The organism is Streptomyces sp. NA04227 (genome assembly GCF_013364195.1).
GTDB lineage: Bacteria > Actinomycetota > Actinomycetes > Streptomycetales > Streptomycetaceae > Streptomyces.
The window spans coordinates 3,104,901-3,124,661 of the sequence record NZ_CP054918.1; the positions used below are offsets into that span (position 1 = coordinate 3,104,901).

Sequence of the window (19,761 nt, forward strand, 5' to 3'; positions counted from 1 at the left end):
TGAGGAAACGCTGAGGAAGCGACACAAACCGGGACAGGCGGCGGGAGGTACGGCGGGCGATGAGCCACGGTGGTGGTGCGGCGAAGCCGGGGGGCCCGGGCGGTCGCTCGGGTGGCGGCTCGGGCGGTGGCTCGGGCGGTGGCTCGCGCCTTGGCCCGGGCGGCGGAGTGCCGCTGTCCGCGCGGATCTGCGGTGAGACGCTGGCGGCCGCGACCGCCGGAGTGGTGGCCATGGTGGTGGTCGCCGCGCTCGGGCTGTGGGCCGCGGGTGCCGGGGAGTTGCCGGGCGGCGGGTTCCACCGGGTGACGGCCGCCGTGGTGGTCATGGCCGCCGGTGGAAAGGTCGAGGTCAGCGGGGACGCCGGGGTGTTCGCGAAGGCGGAGGCCGCCGTCGACGTGGTCCCGCTGTCGGTGACCCTCGCGGGCGCGCTCGCCCTCGCCTTCGTCTTCCTGTGGCCGCTGCGGCACCGTGCCGTCGCCGAACCGGCCGAACTGCTCGCCCGCATCGCCCTGACGGCCGCGTTCTGGCTGGTGTACCTGGGTGTACTCGTGGGCCTGGCACGGCACGAGTTCGAGATCACCGTCGGCAACGACATCGCCGACGAGATCGGCCGCGCACTCGGCGCCACCCCCCGGGTCGGCTTCCGCGCCGACCTGCCCGCGACCCTCGGCGTCGGCCTGCTCTGGGTGCTCGCCGTCCTCGCCCTGGCCTTCCTGGTGCCGCGCGGCACCCCGCTCTCCTCCCGGCTGCTGCGCTTCCAGCGGTGGGTACGCCCGCCCGCCTTCGCGATGCTCTACGTACTGCTCGCGTACGTGGGCCTCGGACTGGTCGCCGGACTGGTCACGCTGATCACCCAGGACCACCGGACCGAGACCTTCGCCGTCCTGTGCCTCGGGCTGCCCAACCTCGCCTGGATGGCGCTGGGTGTCGGCATCGGCGGCGCCTGGACCGGACACGTGGACGACAGCCTCGGACTGCCCATGCCGCATGCGCTGGACAAGATCCTGCACACCCGCGACGGCACCCGGACGGTGGACCTGGGCGCCATCGGCGACCACGACGACCGGGCCTGGGTCCTGGTGGCGGTCGCCGTCCTGATCCTGTTCACCGCGGCCCTCGCCGCCGCGGTACGCGCGCCCGCCCGGCTCCCCGCCTGGCGGCACGCCCTGCAACTCGCTCTGGCCCTCGCCGTGACCCTGTTCGTGGTCGGCCTGCTCACCCGGGTCTCCTCGCACCAGGGCCTCTCACTGGTCGGCGTGGGCGGACTCGAAGGCCTCGGCGGACTGGGCGGCGAGGTCCAACTCGATCCGCATGTCGGCCGGTTGGTCGGTGCGGGGGCGCTGTGGGGGCTGGTCATGGGCTTCTTCGGCAGCTTGCTCGCGCGACGGCTGCGGCATCCGGGGGAGGCCGGGGAGGGTGGGGAAGCCAGGGAGGGTGAGGGCGGCGGGGAGGGCGGGGACAGCGGGGGTGCGAAGGGTCGAGGGGCGGGGCCCCGTCAGTAGACGACGGCGGTGGCGGCGGCGAGTGTCGCCGCGGCGAGGCTGCCCCAGAGGGCGGTCGCGCCGTACGGGGCGAGGGTGGTGATGACCACCGGGGAGACGGCCAGGCCCAGGCCCGTGGAGAGTTCGAAGCGGGCGAGGACGCGTCCCAGGGCATGGGCCGGGGCGAGGGTGGTGACGAGCGCGGTGGCGGTGCCCGCGTAGACGATCTCACCGAGGGTGCAGACCACGGCCACCGCGGCGACGGCCGGTGCGCCCCAGCCGTCGCCCAGCGAGACGGCCGCGAGGAAGCCGAGGTAGGACACGGCCAGTACGACACCGGCGGCCGCGAGGACGTTCCGGCGAGGGAAGCGGGACAGCGCGACGGTGACCGGGACCTGGAGGGTGACCACGAGCACCGTGTTGGTCACGAAGATCGCGGCCGACCACACGGGGGACGCGTGCAGTTGGGTCACCAGGATGAGCGGGAGCGCGATCTCGGGGACGTTGAGGCAGAAGGCGTAGATGACGTTGGCGGTCAGCAGGGCGCGCATTCGGGGGGCGGGTTCGGCCCCGCCGCCGTCGCCGACCCCGCCCTTGCCGCCGTCGCCGCTCTTGCTGCCGTTGTCGCTGTGGTGGCCCTCGGCTTCGTTCCTGGTGAGGGTGGCGGGGTCCGCGTACAGGCGGACCGTCCAGGCCAGGACCGCCGCGACGAGATAGGCGAGTCCGGTGGCGACGGCGAGGGCTCGCAGGGCGGTGGCGCCGCCCGCGAGGCAGACGGTGGCGATGAGCGCGCCCGCGCCGAGGCCCGCGTTGCGCAGGGCACGGCCCGCCGCGAGGGCGGCGTCGCGTTCCCGGCCGTGGGCGACCGTGGCCACCACGGCGGCGTGGGCGGCGGGCCATGCCTGGTTGCCGATACCGAGGAAGAGCGCCGCCGTCGCGAACAGCCAGAGGTGTCCGGCCGGGGCGGCAAGGAGCAGTGCCACACCAAGGACCCGTACCAGCATCGACGCGGCCACGACCGTGCTGCGTGCGCCCCGGTCCAGCCACCGGCCCACCGCGGGCATACACACCAGCCCGGCGACGACCGCGACCGTCATCGCGGTGCCGGTCACCGGTGCGGACAGCCGCAGCACCATCACCCCGTAGAGGAGCAGGAAGGGCCGCAACAGGCCGGTGCCGAGCGCGTCCACGGCCAGGGCGACGGCGTATCGGGGGCCGCCGGAGGCGCGGATGAGGGCGGTGGGGCGGATCTTGGGCTTACGGGTGGCCGTGCTTGTACGGGTAGCCGTAGCCGTGCTGGTGGCCGAGCTGTCGGCCGAGGGCGGGGTTGCCATGGCGCCCACCGTGCCGACAAGTGGCGGGCGGCCCTGGTCGGTTGACGGAAGCCGTCAACCGACGGGCTCGCAGCTCGCCCGGCCGGTGATGATGGGGCGGTGACGTTGAGGATCGACATCGGCGGGCTGCCGTCCGGGGGGCTGCGGTTCGCCGCGTCTCCGCTGGCCGAGCTGACCGCGATGCTGCATGTGCTGGCCGAACCCGGGCACCACCCGCGGTTCGCCGCCCGGGCCGCGGGCATCTGGGCCGGGCTGGCGCCGGAGCTGGCCGAGCGGCTGCGGGAGGCGGAGTTCCTCTGGCGTTCCTCGCAGGCCGACTTCCTGATCCCGGCCCGACCCCGGCCGACCCTCGCTGAGGAACTGGACGACGTGGACCGGATCGACGACGAGAGGTACGTGACCGCCGCGCTCGTCACCACGTGCGGGGGCAACCCGGACCGCCTCGCCGCCCCGTCGTCGCCGCTCACCGACGCGGCCGCGCGCGTACGCGCGCTCGACCTGGCCCAGGCCCGCGGCGCGCGACAGGAGGCCTTCGCGGAACGGCTGTTGGCGGACCCGGCGGCCGTACGAGCACGGGTGCGCCGCACCCTCGAACTGTGTGCCGAGGCCTTCTTCGACGCCGCCTGGGCCGACGTCGCCGTACAGCTCGCCACCGACCTGCGCCTCAAGAACGACCTGTTGAAGCACCAGGGCCTCGGGGCGGCGCTCGCCTCGGTGTCCGGCGCGGTCGCGCTGGCACCGGAGGGGGACCGCATCGTCGTCGACAAACTCCAGGACAAGGCGACCACCGCCCGGGACACCGGGGTCACCTTCATCCCCAGCGTCTTCGGCAGCCCGCACCTGGTGGTGGTGCACGCGCCGGGGTGGCAGCCGGTGGTGCAGTACCCCGTCGCCGAGCCGAACCCGTCCCCGGCAGTGCCGGTACCGCTGGAGACGGTCACCCTCCGGCTTGAGGCACTCGCCCATCCGGTACGGCTACGGCTGTTGCGCACCCTGGCCCGCGGCCCGCACACCACCGGCGAGCTGGCCCACATCTGGGAACTCTCGCCCCCGGAGGTCTCCCGCCACCTCGCCGTCCTGCGCCGGGCGGACCTGCTCACCGCCCGGCGACACGGCCGCTACGTCCGCTACACCCTCAACCTGCCCGATCTGACCGCACTGGGCACGGACTTGCTGGCCGCCGTACTGCGGTGAGGCTCGCCACGGGCCGAACCACTCGCCAACCGGCCGCCTCTCGCCAACCGGCCTCTCACCAAACCGCCCCTCACCAAGCGGCGGGAAACACCGGCGCCGCCCACCGCGGCGGCTCGGGCGGGCGCCGGTCCACCGGTGCGGTACGTGCCTCGGCGGCACCTACCGCAGGACGTACCGCTCCCCTCCCCGCCCCCGTCCGCCCCGCAGCCCTCAACTCCCGTACGAACGCGCGGCAGCTGTCCTGTCGGTCGGCCGGTGACTTGGCGAGCGCGCGGGCGAACGGCTCGTCGACGGCGGGCGGCAGGTCGGGGCGCAGGGTGGTCGGCGGTGGGGCGGGGTCGAACTGGTGGGCCCAGAGCAGGGCCATGTCGTCGTCGCGACGGAACGGCGGGGCACCGGTCAGCATTTCGAAGGTGACGCAGGCGAGGCTGTAGACGTCGCAGCGGCCGTCCACCGGGCGGCCCGCGATCTGCTCGGGTGCGACGTAGTCGAGAGTGCCGACGAACTGGCCCACCCTGGTGAACCCGGTCAGCGAGAGCGAGCGTTTGGTGAGGCCGAAGTCGGTGAGGTAGGCGTACTCGCCGCCCTCGGAGGCTTCGTGGTCGGGGCCGTGGCCGGAGCCGGAGCCGCCCGGGGCGTCGGCGTGGTCGAGGTCGCCGGTGTCGTCCGGGTCGTCGGCGATGAGGACGTTGCCGGGCTTGACGTCGCGGTGGACCAGTTGGTGCGCGTGCGCGGCGTCCAGCGCGGAGGCCACCTGGAGGGCGATCCGGCAGGCCGTCTCCAGCGGGAGCCGGCCGGTGCGGTCGAGCAGGGCCCGCAGGTCGCTGCCCCGTACGTAGCGCATGGCGATGTACAGGACGCCGTCCGCCTCGCCCGCCTCGAAGACCGGCACGATGTGCGGATGGTCGATCGCGGCGGCCACCCGCGACTCCTGGACGAAACGGCCGCGGAAGGTGTCGTTGCGGGCCAGTTCGGGGGCGAGCAGTTTGACCGCGACGGTGCGGCCGAGGCGCAGGTCGCGGGCCCGGTAGACGACCGCCATCCCGCCGTGCCCGATCTCCTCCTCCAAGCGGTACCCGGCGATCCGGTGCCCGCTCATCCCGCCGCTGGTCACGAGGGCCCGTCCGTACCGGTCCGGCGCGGGCCGTGCTCCACCGCGAAGACGGACAGCGCGGCGCCGTCGCAGTAGCACCAGCGCTCGTGGCGTACGTCGTACACCCACAGCGCGTCGCCGTCGACCACGACTCCGACGCGCAGCCCCCGGGTCCGCTCGGCGAAGGTTCCGGAGTCCACGCGGCCCGCGGCGAGATCCTCCGCGAGGGTGCGGTAGCGGTCCAGGGACTCGGCCGCCTCGGCGAGCAGCGGGCGTGGGTCCGCGGTACGGGCCGGGGGCGCGCCTGGCGCCGGGGGTCCCTGCGGCAGCGGCAGCAGGAGGCGCCCGTCGACCCAGGCCGACCAGCCGTTGGAACACAGCGCGTGGGCCCAGTCACCCCGCCGGTCGACGACCACCACGGGCAGCAGCGGGTCCAGCGGCGGCAGCGGCTGGGCACCGTCGGGCGCCGCCCAGGTCGGCAGACCCTGCGGTGGTACGACATGGCTGGGCAGGAAGTCGGCTGTGGTCACGGGCGGCTCCTGGCCGGTGGCGGCCGTGCGCGCGAGGGCCGCGGGGCGGTCCTCGCCTGCTGCTTGCTGCTTGCTGCTTGCTGCTTGCTGCTTGCTGCTGCGGGCTACTTACGCATGATCTCCGGTTCGCGCCGTTTCAGCAGCTTGGTGACCAGGAAGCCGAGGACGAGGCTCAGTGCGACGAGCATGCCCATGTCGAGGAGCCAGATCTCCGCCGAGTGCTGGAGGAGCGGGTCGTCGGTGATGTCCTGCTTGACGATCCGGTTGAGGTCGATGGTGCCCGCCATGGCCCCGAGCGCCCAGCGGGAGGGCACCAGCCAGGCGAGCTGTTCCAGGCCCGGCACCCCGTCCAGTTTCAGCAGCGCACCACAGAAGACGACCTGCACGATCGCGACCAGGACCAGCAGCGGCATGGTCACCTCCTCCTTGCGCACCAGGGAGGAGACGAACAGGCCGAGCATCATCGCGGTGAACGCCAACAGGGCCACCGCCAGCGTGATTTCGAGCAGCGGCGGCAACAAAACCCCCTTGCCGCGCGGGGCGTTCAGGTCCACGCCGAACAGCGCCACCATGGTCAGGACCACCGCCTGCACCACCGTGATCGCGCCGAGCACGAGCACCTTGGACATCAGATACGCCGATCTGGACAGGCCGACGGCTCTCTCGCGCTGGTAGATCGTGCGTTCCTTGACCAGTTCGCGCACCGCGTTCGCGGCACCGGTGAGCACCGCGCCGACGCACAGGATGAGCAGGGCGTTCAGCGCGGAGTCCCGGGTCAGAGCGCTGCCCGCGAGCGCGTGCGCCATGGCGCCCATGACGAACGGCAGGGCGACCATGATCACCAGGAAGGTGCGGTCCGACATCAGCGCCGCCGCGTACCGGCGTACGAGCGTACGGAGCTGGGCGCCCCAGCGCTGGCCGCGCGGCGGGGCCACCGAGGTGTCCCGGGCTCGCGGCTCGCTTCTGGGCTGGAGCGATTCGCCGCTCACATAGCGGCGGTGCAGCGGCGAGGCGCGGAACTCGGCGGCCCAGTCGCGGCCGGTGTCGTTCTCGAACGCCTCGAAGGCCTCGGGCCACTCGGTGTAGCCGAAGTACGCGAGCGCCTGGCCGGGCGGCCCGTAGTAGGCGGTGCGCCCGCCCGGGGCGAGCACCAGGAGCCGGTCGCAGACGTCGAGGCTGAGCACGCTGTGGGTGACGACGATGACCGTGCGTCCGTCGTCGGCGAGCGCGCGCAGCATGTGCATCACGGAGCGGTCCATGCCCGGGTCGAGGCCGGAGGTCGGCTCGTCGAGGAAGAGCAGGGACGGCTTGGTGAGCAGTTCCAGGGCGACGCTGACGCGTTTGCGCTGGCCGCCGGAGAGGGAGTGGATGTGCTGGTCGGCCCGCTCCGTCAGGCCGAGTTCGGCCATCACCTCGTCGACCCTGGCCTGCCGTTCGGACTTCGCGGTGTCCTCGGGGAAACGCAGCCGGGCCGCGTAGCCGAGGGCGTGGCGCACGGTGAGCTGTGCGTGCAGGATGTCGTCCTGCGGAACGAGCCCGATGCGCTGGCGCAGCTCCGCGTAGTCGCGGTAGAGGTCGCGGCCGTCGTACAGGACGGTGCCCTCGTCGGCGGGCCGCAGCCCGGTCAGCGCGTTCAGGAGCGTGGACTTGCCCGCGCCGCTCGGCCCGACCACCGCGAGCAGCGAACGCTCGCCGACCGGGAAGGACATCCCGCCGAGCAGCGTCCTGCGCCCCTTGTCCACGTGCACCGCGAGGTCCTGTACGTCCAGCGAGACCTCGCCGGTGTCGATGTACTCCTGGAGTTCCTCGCCCACCAGGGCGAACGCCGAGTGCCCCACACCGACGATGTCGCCGGGCACCACCGGCGAACGGGTCACCGGCTGGCCGTTGAGGTACGTACCGTTCTGGCTGCCGAGGTCGACGATCTCGTAGCCCTGCGGCCCGGCCCGCAGTTCGGCGTGCCGGCGCGAGACCGCGAGGTCCTCCACCACCAGGTCGTTCTCGGGCGCCCTGCCGATCCGGGTGGTCCGCGCGGTGGGCAGCGGGCGTACCGAACTGGGCTGCCGGAAGGTGTGGGTGGCGGCCGGGTGGGCCACCGCGGAGGGCCGCTCGGGCGCGTGGGCGGATGGTCGCGGGGCGGGCGGCGGGGTCGGGGTCAGCACCGCGCGCGGCCCGTCGGCGGGGTTGCCGAAGCGCACGACGGTGCCCGGGCCGACCCGGGAGCGCGAGACCCGCTGCCCGTCGGCGTACGTCCCGTTGGTGCTGTGCTCGTCCTCGATCAGCCAGCCGCCGGAGGCGGAGCGCAGCAGGGCGTGGTGCCAGGAGACGCGGGAGTCCTCCAGGACCAGATCACTGTCCGGGTCGCGCCCCACGTGGTAGACGCGGGACGGACTGAGGACCCGGGAGCCGTCGTCGGCCTCGACGAGCAGCTCCGGCGCGGGGATTTCCGGCCTTTTGGCCATGTTCAGATTTTACGGCGGGGGTCGGGGCACCGCCTGTTGCCCGTCCGGGCGGCCCGCCCGGTCCGTGCGGCCCGCTCAGTCCTCCGTGCTCAGTCCTTGCGCCGTACGAAGATCCGCTTCAGCCCGAACAGGAGCAGCAGCGAGGCGACCAGCGCGCCGAGGCCCATCTTGTAGTCGCCCTCGAAACCGGGGGTGTCGCCGGAGTCCGGCCCGGCGGCGGTGCTGCCGTCCTGCGAAGGCGCGCCGTTCTTGCCGCCCCCACGGCCGCCGAGCTGCTGGGCCACCACGCTGCTGTGCGTGCCCTCGCTGCCGTACATCAGCGCGGAGCCGTCCGCCGTGTACGTGACCGATTCGCCCTGGCCCTGCATGGGCACGTCCAGCCTGCCCTTGCTCCTCGGGTGCCCGTCGTTCCACGCGTACGAGCGGCCGCCGAAGTAGCCGCGCAGCGCGAGCCACTTGCCGTCCGGGGAGAAGGCGCCGTCGGTGGCCCACAGATCGGTGGTAGCGATCGGCTTGAAAACGTTGGTGCCGGTGGCCGACAGCTTGGCCGGCCCCTCGTACAGCGAGCCGCCCGCCTCCTTCTTGTCGGCGATGTACACCCGGCCCGTCTTCGGGTGGACCATCAGCGCCTCGGCGTCGCGGGCCCCGTCGGAGTACTTCACGACGTACTGCGTGGCCCGCACCGTCTGGTCCCGCAACTGCTTCGGCTCGGGCAGCTTGTAGATCCACACGTACGACCAGCCGCCGTCGAGGTTGTCCCCGATGTCGCCGACGTAGAGGCTGCCGTCCGGCCCCGTCGAGATCGCCTCGACGTCACGGGGGCTGCCGACGCCCTTCATGGTGACGGTGGCGACGGTCTTGCCGGTACGGGAGTCGACGGCGTACAGGTACGGCCCGTCGTCGCTGTCGTTGTGCGTCCAGTAGACGCCCGGGTGGGCCCGGCTGGCGGCCAGCCCGCTGGACTCGGTGATCCGGCTGTCGGCGAGGGTGAAGCTCTTGGCTTCGTCGGCGTCCTTGCCAGCTGCTGCCTTGCCTTCGCCGTCACCGACCGCCTTGCCTTCGCCGTCACCGGCCGCCTCGCCGTCGCCGGGCGCCTGCGGCCGGGCCGCCGTGGCAGCGGGTGGCGCGGCACGGGTCGCCGCGACCGGGGTGGCTCGGGCCGACGCCGCGGGAGCGGCATGAGCCGGGGACGAGGTCAGGACAAGGCCCGGGACGAGGACCGAGGCGAGGGCCACAAAGGCACCGGCTGCCGACGGCAGCGAACGCGCACGCATGCCCACAGCCTGCCATCCCCGCCCGTGCGGCGGCGCGCGTGGCCAGCCTCACATCTCCGCGCACCCGGCGGCGTTCCCGTCCCGGCACCTCTCCGGGATGATGAACGGATGCTCAGGTTCATGTTCGTCGGCGACTCCATGACGATCGGCAGCGCCGGCGAGTACACCTGGCGCTACCGGATGTGGCAGCACCTGTGCGCCACGCACGGCGGCCCCTTCCAGATCGTCGGCCCGCGGGACACCCTGTTCGACAAGGCGGCGGGCGAACCGGTCTCGCAGGACTACGCGGACCCGGACTTCCCGGCCCGCCACCGGCGCCACCTCGCGGGCTGGGGCGAGGGCTGGCTGCACATGGCGCCGGTGATCGAGGACACGGTCCGCAAGCACCGGGCCGACGTCCTGCTGGTCTCGCTCGGCCTGATCGACCTCGGCTTCTACACCGACGCCGAGCAGACCGCCGAGAACGTGCACCGCTTCGTCGCCGGTGCCCGCGCGGGCAACCCGCGCATCCGCCTGGCCCTGCTGCCGGTCATCCCCAACGTCCGCGCCGAGAACGACCCGCCCTTCGCCGCCCAGGTCGCCCACTTCAACGTGCTGCTCGCCAAGGCGGCCGCCGACCTCGCCCAGCCGCGCTCCCCGATCCTGCTCGCCACCCCGCCCGAGGACTACCTCCTCGACACGGACACCTACGACGGCACCCACCCGAGCGCCCCCGGCGAGCACAAACTCGCCGCCGCCTTCGCCTCGGCGATGCACCAGGGGTGGGGGGTCGGCGAGGAGTACGCGGCCGTGGGCGTCGGGTAGCGGGGCGGACGGCTTCCCGCGTTACGGCATTGCCGCGATGCCGGGTTGCCGGGTTGCTGGGTTGCCGGGCTGCTGGGCTACGACGCGAGGAGTGGCGCGCGCACCAGGCGGTTGGCGAAGGTCGACATCGTGTACGTGCCGATGCCGAGGACGACCTCCAGCGCCTGCTCGCGGGTGAACCCGGCGTCCAGGAAGGCCCGCAGTTCACCGTCGGCGACCCCACCCGCCGAGGCGAGTACGGCAAGGGTGAACTGCCGTACCGCCTCCAGCCGTTGATCCTCCTGCGGGCCCATCTCCTGGGCGGCGGCGACGAGTTCGTTGGCGGCCCCGAGCTCCCGCAGCCGCGCGGTGTGCAGTTGGACACACAGACCGCAGCCGTTGCGCGCCGCGACGGTCATGATGACGATCTCCCGGGCCAGCGGTTCGAGCGTGCTCTGCTCGAAGGCGGCGCTGAGCCGGAGGAACCCGCCCAGCAGTGCGGGCGACTCGGCCAGCCGCCCCACCGCGACGGGCAGACTGCCACGCGCCCGCGCCACGGCCTCCATGGCGGGCCTCGCGGCAGCGGGCGCGGATTCGAGAGTGTGCGTCGTGAACGCGGAAGTGGTCGGCGCGGTGTTGGTCATGACTCCCCCTGGTTCCTGCTTCTGGGTCCCGTTGTCCCTAAAGTGGTCAACATGGTTGACGAAAAGAAAGTAAACCAGGTTGACGAATTCCGCAACGGCGGCGCCCCCGGCCCCGGTGCGGCGGGCCCTGACCCCACCCCCGGCTGGGAGCTCCCGATCCTCCTCTTCGCCGGGTTCCGCACCCTCATCGACCGCACCCACGCCACCCTCGCCGAACAGGGCCACCCGGACCTGCGCCCGGCGTACGGCTACGCCCTTCAGGCCGTGGGGATGCACGGGGCCACGTCCACCGAGATCGGCAAGCGGCTCGGCGTCTCCAAGCAGGCGGCGGGCAAGACCGTCGACCGCCTCGTCGCCCTCGGCTACGCCACCCGCTCCGCCGACCCCGCCGACGCCCGCCGCAAACTCGTCCGCCTCACACCGCACGGCCTCGACGCACTCGCCCGCTCCGCCGCCGTCTTCGAGCGCCTGCGCACCGAGTGGGCGGCCGACCTCGGCATCGAACGGGTACGGGACCTGGAGGCCGCGCTGCGCCGGGTGGCGGCGCCGGAGTCCTTCCGCCTGGACGCGGCGGGCTGGTTCGGCGGGGCATGAGAACTCCTGTACCCACCGGGGCAGTTCGTTCGGATTTACGCGTTACCGGGCGCCCCTACCTATCGTTGAACACGGCGGCTGCATGCACTCAGGCGGCAGCGGGGAGGAGCCACCATGACCGTCGTAGCGAACGACAGGATCGAGATGGCCGACAGCGGTGAAGAGCTCACCTTGGACCGGATGTTCGAGGTGCTCGAAACGATGCCCGTCCCCGAGGGAACCAAGGCCGAGATCGTCGGGGGAAACATCTTCATGTCGCCGCAGCGGGACACCCACTGGGAGATCATCGCGGACGTCTACGAGCAGTTGCGGGCCAAGTACCCCCGCAACCGCCTGAAGTCCGACGTACGCGTCGACTACCCGGGCTTCCTCAACGGCTTCGCCAGCGACATCACGGTCCTGGCCGAAGGAGCGACGAAAACCGCGCAGGGCCGCTGGCGGCACCAGGACGTGGTCTGCGTGGTCGAGGTGATCTCCAAGGGCACCGCCCACAACGACTACGACCCCAAGAAGACGGCATACGCACTGGCCGGAATCCCGGTCTACCTGATCGCCGACCCGTACCAGGGCAGGTGCCACGTCCACACCTCCCCCAAGGGCGACGACTACGCGACCGAGACCAGGGCGACGTTCGGCCAGGACCTCGACCTGCGGGACACGGAGATCGGCCTCGTCCTGCACACCGGTGACTTCCCCCGCGACTGACCGCCAACGCCCTTTGCCTGGAAGGCACTCGGCTACGCATCGGTATGACGCAGCGCTGCCCTGACAACTCCAGCGCATCGAGTGAGGAACTCCCGTTCGACTTGGGTTGGTCAGTTCGGAAAAGACCGTGACCCGGCGGCCGTACGTATCGTTGAACCCGGCGGCTGCATGCACTCACGCGGCAGCGGGGAGGAGCCACATGACCGTCGTAGCGAACGACAGGATCGAGATGGCCGACAGCGACGACGAACGGGACCTCGACGAGATGTTCGCGGCCCTCGAGCGGATGCCTGTGCCCCCGGGATACAAGGCGGAGATCGTCGAGGGGGCCATCCACATGACGCCGCAGCGCGACGTCCACTGGAACATCATCCGCAGGATCGTCCGAGCCGTGGAGGACACCTTCGGCATGGACGTTCTGGTGTTCTCGGACGTCCGGATCGACTTTCCGGGCGGCATGAACGGCTTCGCCCCGGACGTGGCGAAGCTTCGCTCGGGCGCCGTGAAGAGCGAACGGGGGCGCTGGCGGCACGAGGACGTCGAGTTCGTCGCGGAGGTGATCTCCCGGAACACGGCGTCCAGTGACTACGGCCCGAAGCTCGCGACGTACGCGGCGGCGGGTGTGCCGGTCTACCTGATCGCCGATCCGTATCTGGGCCGCTGCCACCTGTTCACCGAGCCGAAGGACGACGGGTACACGCAGGAGCTGCGGGTGCCCTTCGGTACGGATCTGGACCTGAGCCGTACGGCCCTCGGACTCGTCCTGCACACCGGTGACTTCCCCCGCGACTGACCGCCTCGCGCCCTTGCCTAGAGCGCACTCCACGCCGTTGGCTTGAGGACCATGAAGTACACGCAGCTTGGACGTACGGGACTCAAGGTCAGCCGGATCGTGCTCGGGACGATGAACTTCGGGCCGCAGACCGACGAGGCGAGCAGCCACTCGATCATGGACGCGGCGCTCGCCGCGGGGGTCAACTTCTTCGACACCGCCAATGTGTACGGCTGGGGCGAGAACAAGGGCCGCACCGAGGAGATCCTCGGCACCTGGTTCGCCAAGGGCGGCGGCCGCCGCGACAAGACGGTGCTCGCCACCAAGGTCTACGGGAACATGGGCGCCGACGGCGCCGCCTGGCCCAACCACGACAAACTCTCCGCCGCGAACATCCGGCGCGCGGTGGACGCCAGCCTCAAGCGGCTGCAGACCGACCACATCGATCTGTACCAGTTCCACCACGTGGACCGGCGCACCCCGTTCGAGGAGATCTGGCAGGCCATCGAGGTCCTGATCCAGCAGGGCAAGATCCTCTACGCGGGCTCCTCCAACTTCCCCGGCTACAAGATCGCCCAGGCCAACGAGACCGCCGCCCGCCACGGCCGCCTCGGCCTGGTCAGCGAACAGTGCCTCTACAACCTCGCCGAACGCCGCGCCGAGATGGAGGTGATCCCCGCCGCCGAGGAGTACGGACTCGGCGTCATCCCCTGGTCCCCCCTGCACGGCGGGCTGCTAGGCGGCGTCATCAAGAAGGAGAGCGAGGGCTCCCGGCGGGCCTCCGGCCGCAGCGCGGACGCGCTCGCCAACACCGCGGTGCGCGCCCAGGTCCAGGCGTACGAGGATCTGCTCGACAAGCACGGCCTGGAGCCCGGCGAGACGGCGCTCGCCTGGCTGCTCACCCGCCCCGGGGTGACCGGACCGATCGTCGGCCCGCGCACCGAGGAGCAGCTCACCTCCGCCCTGCGCGCGGTGGAGGTCGAACTGTCGCAGGAGGTCCTGGACGGTCTCGACGAGATCTTCCCGGGGCCGGGGGCATCGCCGGAGGCGTTCGCCTGGTAGGGCGTACGGGAGTGTTTCGCCTGGTGGTGGGGTTGCCGGAAACGCGCGGCGGCCCGTGCGGGCGGGACATCCTCCCGTGCACACGTGGTGGCGGGCGGCGGGGGGGGGCGGGCTGCGGGCTGCGGACCGGCTAGCGTCCGGCCGCCGCCGCCACGGCGACCACGACGAACATCAGCACGAGCACCGAGGCCATGATCCGGTTACGGGTCTTCGTCTTCACGTACCCGAGATTAACGTGCCGCTCCGAGGCGCCATCCGCCGACCTTCTCGTAACGCAGGCGGGCGCCGTCCGCGCCGCCCGGCAGATTGCTGCGGACCAGGGCCACCTCCTCGACCTGCCAGGTGGTGCCGCGGAAGTCGTCGAGCAGGGCGGCGTACGCCGCGAAGTCGGCGTGACCGCCGCTGCGGGCCAGGGTCAGGTGGGGGCGGTAGCCGCGGTGCTCGCGCCTGTCCTCGGGCAGCGCCTGCTGGGTGCGCCCGGCGAGCCGGGTCAGGGCGGCGGTGTCGCCGCTCGCCCCGGCCCACAGTGCCCGCCCGCCGAAGTGGCCGCCGCCGGCCACGGCGAGCGGGAACGGCTCGGACTCGGCCGCGGCCCCCGCGAGGAACCGGGACAGGCTCCGCACCTCCTTGTAGGGCACCTCGCCGTAGAACGCGAGCGTGAAGTGCCAGCCCTCCTCGGACATCCAGCGCAGCCGATCGGCCCCCGGCAGATCGCGCAACGGGGCTGCGGCGCGGGCGAGTTCGGCGACCACGTCGGGCGGCGGCAGGACCGCGGCGAAGAGTCTCATGCCGGTACTCTGCCGTGCCCCGCCGCTACCGTCCGCACCGGGTCCGTATCGGGTCCGCAGGGGCTACGTACTCGCGCCCAACCCGCTCAGGCCCGGGCCGCTGAGGACCCGGGCCGCGCGGAACCCGTCCCGCTCAAGCCGCCGTAGCCAACTCTCGGCGCGGCACCAGGCACACCTGCGGATGGTGGTGGTGCCAGCGCACGGTGACGCGCATGCCGCCCGCGCGGGCGAGGGCGAGGCCGACGCCCGCCGAGGCGAGGGCCGAGACCAGGCCCGCGACGGCGAAGCTGATCCGGGCGCCGTAGGTGTCGGTGACCCAGCCGAACAAGGGCGCCCCGAGCGGCGTACCGCCCACGAAGACCATCATGAACAGGCTCATCACGCGGCCCCGCATGGCCGGTTCCACGGCTGTCTGCACCAGCGAGTTGGCGGTGACGTTGACCGTCAGGCCGAGCATGCCGAGCGGCACGAGCAGCGCGGCGAACAGCCAGAAGGCCGGGGCGAAGGCCGCCAGGATCTCCAGCAGGCCGAAGGCCACCGCGGCCAGGACGAGCAGCCGCAGCCTGCTCGCGCCGCGCCGGGCGGCGAGCAGCGCACCGGCCAGCGAGCCCGCGGCCATCAGGGTGTTGAGCATGCCGTACGTACCGGCGCCCGCGTGGAAGACGTCGTCGGCGAAGGCCGAGAGCCAGATCGGAAAGTTGAAGCCGAGGGTGCCGATGAAGCCGACCAGGACGATCGGCCACAGCAGTTCGGGCCGCCCGGCCACATAGCTGAGGCCCTCCCGGAGCTGGCCCTTGGCGCGCGGGGCACGTTCGACCTTGTGCAGTTCGGCGGGCCGGATCAGGAGCAGGCCGATGATCGGGGCGATGAAGGACAGACCGTTGGCGAGGAAGGCGTAGCCGGAGCCGACGGCGGTGATCATGACACCGGCGACGGCCGGGCCGATGAGCCGGGCGGACTGGAAGTTCGCGGAGTTCAGGCTGACCGCGTTGGCGAGCTGCCCCGGTCCGACCATCTCGGAGACGAAGGTCTGCCGCGCCGGGTTGTCCACCACGGTGGCCATACCGAGCAGGAAGGCCGTCGTGTACACGTGCCACACCTCGACCCGTCCGCTCAGCGTGAGCGCGGCGAGCGCGAGTCCGGTCAGCCCCATCGCGGCCTGGGTGACAAGCAGCAGCCGCCGCTTGGGCAGCCGGTCGACGAGCAGGCCGCCGTACAGGCCGAACAACAGCATCGGCAGGAACTGCAGCGCCGTGGTGATACCGACGGCCGCGGAAGAGCCGGTGAGGCTGAGCACCAGCCAGTCCTGGGCGATGCGCTGCATCCAGGTGCCGGTGTTGGAGACAACCTGCCCGGTGAAGAAGAGCCGGTAGTTACGGACCTTCAGCGAGCTGAACATGCCCGTACGGGCGGACTTGTCGTCGCGGTGGCTCGCACGGACGGTCTTGTCGTCGCCGTGACTGGTACGCGCGGTCTTGTCGTCGCCGTGGCTCGCACGGACGGTCTTGTCGAGGCTCGTACGGGCGGTGTTGCCACGGCTCGTACGGCCGGTCTTGTCATGCGGGGTGGAGCTGGAGTCACGCGGGGTGGATACGGAGTCGTGCGAGGTGGATATGGCGTCGTGCGGGGTGGAGCTGGAGTCAGGCGGGGTGGATATGGAGTCATGGGGGGTGGACAGGGAGTCGTGGGCGGCTGATGCGGGGTCGGAGTCTGCTCCGGATCCCGTACTCAAGGTGGTGCCTCCTGGTATGTGCGTGGTGTGCGTGGTCCTCCGCGCCGCGGTCCGGCGTCAGAGGTGGGCGAGCTTCTCCAGTACGGGGGCGGCGGCACGGAGCTTGTCCCACTCGTCCTCGTCGAGGCCCTCCACCAGCGTGGCCAGCCAGGCGTTCCGCTTGCGGCGGCTCTGTTCGAGCATGGCCTCGGCCTGCTCGGTCTGGGTGACGACCTTCTGACGGCGGTCCTCGGGGTGCGGCTCGAGATGGACCAGTCCCTTGGCTTCGAGCAGGGCCACGATGCGGGTCATCGACGGCGGCTGTACGTGCTCCTTGCGCGCCAGCTCGCCGGGGGTGGCCGAGCCGCAGCGGGCCAGGGTGCCGAGCACCGACATCTCGGTCGGGCTCAGCGACTCGTCGACCCGCTGGTGCTTGAGCCGCCGCGACAGCCGCATGACGGCGGAGCGCAGGGCGTTGACAGCGGCTGGGTCCTCGGTGGCCCGCGGGGTACGGCCCGCGTCCTGGCCGTGGGAAAGGTCCGGCATGTTGTTAGGGTAGCTCATTAGCCTGCCTAAGGACCACTCGTTTCCCGCCGCTGTGGCACACCCATCACATCCTCACTCGTACGAGTGAGACGGTTGCGGAAAGTGAGTCCGCGCGCGCCGGGTGCCCGGGACGCTGGAGGCATGGCATCGACAGTGCTCAGCCTGCGACTGGACAGTGAGCTGCTCGACCGGCTCAAGGGACATGCGGCCAAGCGCGGCATGAGCGTGCAGGACTACGTGGTCCGCACGCTCGTACGCGACGACTTCGACGAGCGTTTCCACGCCGCCGTGGACGAGACGGAGAGGTTCTACCGCTCGGTTGGTTGACCGCGGTGGGTTGAACGCGGGTGATTGACCGCGGTGGTTGACCGCAGTGGTTGACGACCGCAGGTCGAAGGCGGCGGATTGACGGCGGCGGGTTGACCCCCGCCGCCCCCGCTGCCTCCGCCGCCTCCGCCGCCACCTCAGGCCCATCAGGTGTTCAGGCCCCTCAGGCCCCGCAGCCCCCTCGGCTCAGGTCAGATCCAGCGCGGGCATCAGGTAGTAGAAGGCGAACACCGCCGAGACGACGTACATGGCAATCGGCACCTCCCGGCCGCGACCGGCGACCAGCCGCAGCACCGTGAAGCTGATGAAGCCCATGCCGATGCCGTTCGTGATCGAGTACGTGAACGGCATCATCACCATCGTCAGGAACGCCGGGATCGCGATCGTCGCGTCGCTCCAGTCGATGTCGCCGATGGAGCCCGCCAGGATCAGGAAGCCCACCGCGACCAGTGCGGGGGTCGCCGCCTGGGACGGCACCATCGTCGCCAGCGGCGTGAGGAACAGTGCCACGGCGAACAGGCCGCCGGTGACGATGTTCGCGAAGCCCGTGCGCGCACCCTCCCCCACGCCTGCCGTCGACTCCACGAAGCAGGTGGTGGCCGAGGAGGAGGACGCGCCGCCCGCGGCGACCGCGATGCCGTCCACGAACAGCACCCGGTTCATGCCGGGCATGCCGCCGGTCTCGTCGGTCAGGCCCGCCTCGTCACCGACGCCCATGATCGTGCCCATGGCGTCGAAGAAGCAGGACAGCAGCACCGTGAACACGAACAGCAGGCCGGTGAGCAGTCCCACCTTGTCGAAGCCGCCGAACAGACTGACCTCGCCGACCAGACCGAAGTCCGGGGAGGAGACCGGGTTTCCGGGCCACTTCGGGGTGGTGAGCCCCCAGGAGGGCACGTCGGCGACGGCCTCGATGACGATCGCGAGCAGCGTCATCGCGACGATGCCGATCAGGATCGCGCCCGGCACCCGCCGCACGATGAGACCGAGCGTCAGCAGCACACCGAGCACGAAGACGAGCAGCGGCCAGCCGTTGAGGTGCCCGTCGCCGCCGAGCTGGAGCGGCACGGTCGTCCCGGCCGCGTCCGGGATGCGGCTGACGAACCCGGCGTCGACCAGGCCGATCAGCATGATGAACAGGCCGATGCCGATGGCGATGCCCTTGCGCAGCCCCACCGGGACGGCCGCCATCACCCGCTCCCGCAGCCCGGTGGCCACGAGCAGCATGACCACGAAGCCCGCAAGTACCACCATGCCCATCGCGTCCGGCCAGCTCATCCGCGGCGCGAGCTGGAGCGCGACCACGGTGTTCACACCGAGCCCGGCCGCCAGCGCGATGGGCACATTGCCGATGACGCCCATCAGGAGTGTGGTGAAGGCGGCGGTCAGCGCGGTCGCGGTGACGAGCTGGCCGTTGTCGAGCTGATGCCCGTGCATGTCCTTGGCGCCGGACAGGATGATCGGGTTCAGGACCAGGATGTAGGCCATCGCGAAGAAGGTCGCGAAGCCGCCGCGGATCTCCCGCCCGAACGTCGACCCCCGCGCGGAGACCCTGAAGAAGCGGTCCAGCGGACCGTGCGTCACGACGGACGCCCCGTGCGGGGCGTCCGACTTGTTGGTGGCCTGGCCGGTCATACGGGCAACCTCGGGCGGTGCGGCGGTCGTACGGGGGCGTACGCGCGGGCGGTCGTACAAGGGGACTCGACCGGGCCGCCCGGGCAAGCGGCGGATGACACGAGCCACTTCGCCCGAGTCACTTCGTCCGGTCCGCTTCGTGCACTCCAGCGTTCACACGCTTTCGTACGCTCCAGCGTTCACACGCTCCACTGTTCGTACGATCCGCTGAAGGAAACCGGCCAGGTCGAGATGGTTTCAGTATGAATGAATAAGTCTGACGAAATCCAATCCGCCCGGCAGTGGCGTTCCCGGCGGCGGGAAGGCGGGGGCAGGACCCCGCGCACGAGCCGGGAGATCGCCGGAGAGCGAGCCAGGAGAACGTCGGGAGAACGCCGGGAGGGAGGACCTCCCCGACCGCCCCCTCGTAAGCTGTGCGCATGACCCGTGAGACCGCTCGCCGCCCGCTGCGCGAGGCACCCGCACCGCTCGAGGGCCCGGTCGTCGGGACCGTCACGGGCGGCACGATCCTCTGGTTCCTGCTCTTCCTGGCGCAGTTGCCGTTCTACGGCTGGTTCGACGACCACGGGCACCTGTGGTGGGTGTGGACCCCGCTGGCCGGGGCCGGGCTCGGGCTGATCGGCATCTGGTACGTGCGGGGGCGCGAGGCGGCGCTCAAGCGCGCGGAGTCCGCCGCGGAGACGCCCGACGGAGAGACACCCACTGGAGAGACACCCGCCGACGAGGCCTGAAGCGCCCCGGGCCACCAGTGGCTGAATTCGCGTGTACCGGCGGCTGAACCCCTTTCTCGCCGCCTACACCCTGAGGATGTGACGCCCGGCGAGCC

Annotated in this window: 19 protein-coding genes; 9 read left to right on the top strand and 10 right to left on the bottom strand. The window is 71.7% G+C overall.

The window, feature by feature from the left end; genetic code table 11:
* Window positions 1-59 precede the first annotated feature (59 nt).
* A complete protein-coding gene (locus tag HUT18_RS13185; RefSeq protein ID WP_217710482.1) occupies window positions 60-1,502 on the top strand; it encodes a streptophobe family protein in 1,443 nt (480 codons plus the stop codon).
* Here the strand turns inward: HUT18_RS13185 and HUT18_RS13190 are convergent.
* Window positions 1,496-2,815, bottom strand: coding sequence for an MFS transporter (locus HUT18_RS13190; RefSeq protein WP_176100675.1), 1,320 nt, complete (start codon window positions 2,813-2,815; stop codon window positions 1,496-1,498). The two genes, HUT18_RS13185 and HUT18_RS13190, sit on opposite strands and share 7 nt — an antisense overlap.
* Before the next feature lie 99 nt (window positions 2,816-2,914).
* Here HUT18_RS13190 and HUT18_RS13195 point away from each other — a divergent pair, with 99 nt between their 5' ends.
* Entirely contained in the window at window positions 2,915-4,009 is a 1,095-nt protein-coding gene (locus HUT18_RS13195; RefSeq protein ID WP_176100677.1) for a helix-turn-helix domain-containing protein, read from the top strand.
* Between the two features lie 70 nt (window positions 4,010-4,079).
* Here HUT18_RS13195 and HUT18_RS13200 read toward each other — a convergent pair whose 3' ends face one another.
* The 4 genes from HUT18_RS13200 to HUT18_RS13215 form a co-directional block, all read right to left on the bottom strand.
* Window positions 4,080-5,108 carry a serine/threonine-protein kinase gene (locus HUT18_RS13200; RefSeq protein ID WP_176104484.1) on the bottom strand — a complete coding sequence of 343 codons (1,029 nt, stop codon included), beginning with the start codon at window positions 5,106-5,108 and terminating at the stop codon, window positions 4,080-4,082.
* Between the two features lie 11 nt (window positions 5,109-5,119).
* Entirely contained in the window at window positions 5,120-5,632 is a 513-nt protein-coding gene (locus HUT18_RS13205) for a hypothetical protein (RefSeq protein ID WP_176100679.1), read from the bottom strand.
* Between the two features lie 104 nt (window positions 5,633-5,736).
* Entirely contained in the window at window positions 5,737-8,094 is a 2,358-nt protein-coding gene (locus tag HUT18_RS13210) for an FHA domain-containing protein (protein ID WP_176100681.1), read from the bottom strand.
* An 89-nt stretch (window positions 8,095-8,183) separates the two neighbouring features.
* On the bottom strand, window positions 8,184-9,368 hold the full coding sequence (locus HUT18_RS13215; protein ID WP_254878574.1) for a WD40 repeat domain-containing protein: 1,185 nt from the start codon (window positions 9,366-9,368) through the stop codon (window positions 8,184-8,186).
* 108 nt (window positions 9,369-9,476) lie between these two features.
* Between HUT18_RS13215 and HUT18_RS13220 the strand changes: the two genes are divergently transcribed.
* Window positions 9,477-10,172: a GDSL-type esterase/lipase family protein gene (locus HUT18_RS13220; protein ID WP_176100683.1), complete on the top strand. Its 696-nt coding sequence runs from the start codon at window positions 9,477-9,479 to the stop codon at window positions 10,170-10,172.
* Window positions 10,173-10,249: 77 nt separating this feature from the next.
* Here the strand turns inward: HUT18_RS13220 and HUT18_RS13225 are convergent, their stop codons facing one another.
* Window positions 10,250-10,795: a carboxymuconolactone decarboxylase family protein gene (locus HUT18_RS13225; protein ID WP_176100684.1), complete on the bottom strand. Its 546-nt coding sequence runs from the start codon at window positions 10,793-10,795 to the stop codon at window positions 10,250-10,252.
* Between the two features lie 51 nt (window positions 10,796-10,846).
* On the opposite strand from HUT18_RS13225, the gene HUT18_RS13230 reads away from it, so the two are divergent.
* From HUT18_RS13230 to HUT18_RS13245, 4 genes are all read left to right on the top strand, one after another.
* Complete coding sequence (locus tag HUT18_RS13230; RefSeq protein ID WP_176100686.1) at window positions 10,847-11,389, top strand: MarR family winged helix-turn-helix transcriptional regulator; 543 nt, start codon at window positions 10,847-10,849, stop codon at window positions 11,387-11,389.
* Between the two features lie 114 nt (window positions 11,390-11,503).
* On the top strand, window positions 11,504-12,094 hold the full coding sequence (locus tag HUT18_RS13235; RefSeq protein WP_176100688.1) for a Uma2 family endonuclease: 591 nt from the start codon (window positions 11,504-11,506) through the stop codon (window positions 12,092-12,094).
* A gap of 199 nt (window positions 12,095-12,293) precedes the next feature.
* Window positions 12,294-12,887 (top strand): Uma2 family endonuclease, encoded by a 594-nt coding sequence (locus tag HUT18_RS13240; protein WP_176100690.1) that lies wholly within the window; start codon window positions 12,294-12,296, stop codon window positions 12,885-12,887.
* A 51-nt stretch (window positions 12,888-12,938) separates the two neighbouring features.
* Window positions 12,939-13,928: an aldo/keto reductase gene (locus tag HUT18_RS13245; protein WP_176100692.1), complete on the top strand. Its 990-nt coding sequence runs from the start codon at window positions 12,939-12,941 to the stop codon at window positions 13,926-13,928.
* A 230-nt stretch (window positions 13,929-14,158) separates the two neighbouring features.
* On the opposite strand, the gene thpR is transcribed toward HUT18_RS13245, so the two are convergent.
* From thpR to HUT18_RS13260, 3 genes are all read right to left on the bottom strand, one after another.
* A complete protein-coding gene (gene thpR / locus HUT18_RS13250; protein ID WP_176100694.1) occupies window positions 14,159-14,716 on the bottom strand; it encodes an RNA 2',3'-cyclic phosphodiesterase in 558 nt (185 codons plus the stop codon).
* A gap of 133 nt (window positions 14,717-14,849) precedes the next feature.
* Entirely contained in the window at window positions 14,850-16,448 is a 1,599-nt protein-coding gene (locus HUT18_RS13255) for an MFS transporter (protein ID WP_254878575.1), read from the bottom strand.
* 57 nt (window positions 16,449-16,505) lie between these two features.
* The gene (locus tag HUT18_RS13260) at window positions 16,506-16,973 is read right to left on the bottom strand and encodes a MarR family winged helix-turn-helix transcriptional regulator (protein WP_176100696.1); all 468 of its coding nucleotides are present in this window, start codon (window positions 16,971-16,973) and stop codon (window positions 16,506-16,508) included.
* Between the two features lie 141 nt (window positions 16,974-17,114).
* On the opposite strand from HUT18_RS13260, the gene HUT18_RS13265 reads away from it, so the two are divergent.
* Window positions 17,115-17,300, top strand: coding sequence for a ribbon-helix-helix protein, CopG family (locus tag HUT18_RS13265; protein WP_176100697.1), 186 nt, complete (start codon window positions 17,115-17,117; stop codon window positions 17,298-17,300).
* Between the two features lie 186 nt (window positions 17,301-17,486).
* Here the strand turns inward: HUT18_RS13265 and HUT18_RS13270 are convergent, their stop codons facing one another.
* Window positions 17,487-18,935, bottom strand: coding sequence for an NCS2 family permease (locus HUT18_RS13270; RefSeq protein WP_176100699.1), 1,449 nt, complete (start codon window positions 18,933-18,935; stop codon window positions 17,487-17,489).
* A gap of 419 nt (window positions 18,936-19,354) precedes the next feature.
* On the opposite strand from HUT18_RS13270, the gene HUT18_RS13275 reads away from it, so the two are divergent.
* A complete protein-coding gene (locus tag HUT18_RS13275) occupies window positions 19,355-19,666 on the top strand; it encodes a DUF2530 domain-containing protein (protein ID WP_176100701.1) in 312 nt (103 codons plus the stop codon).
* The last annotated feature ends 95 nt before the right edge of the window (window positions 19,667-19,761 follow it).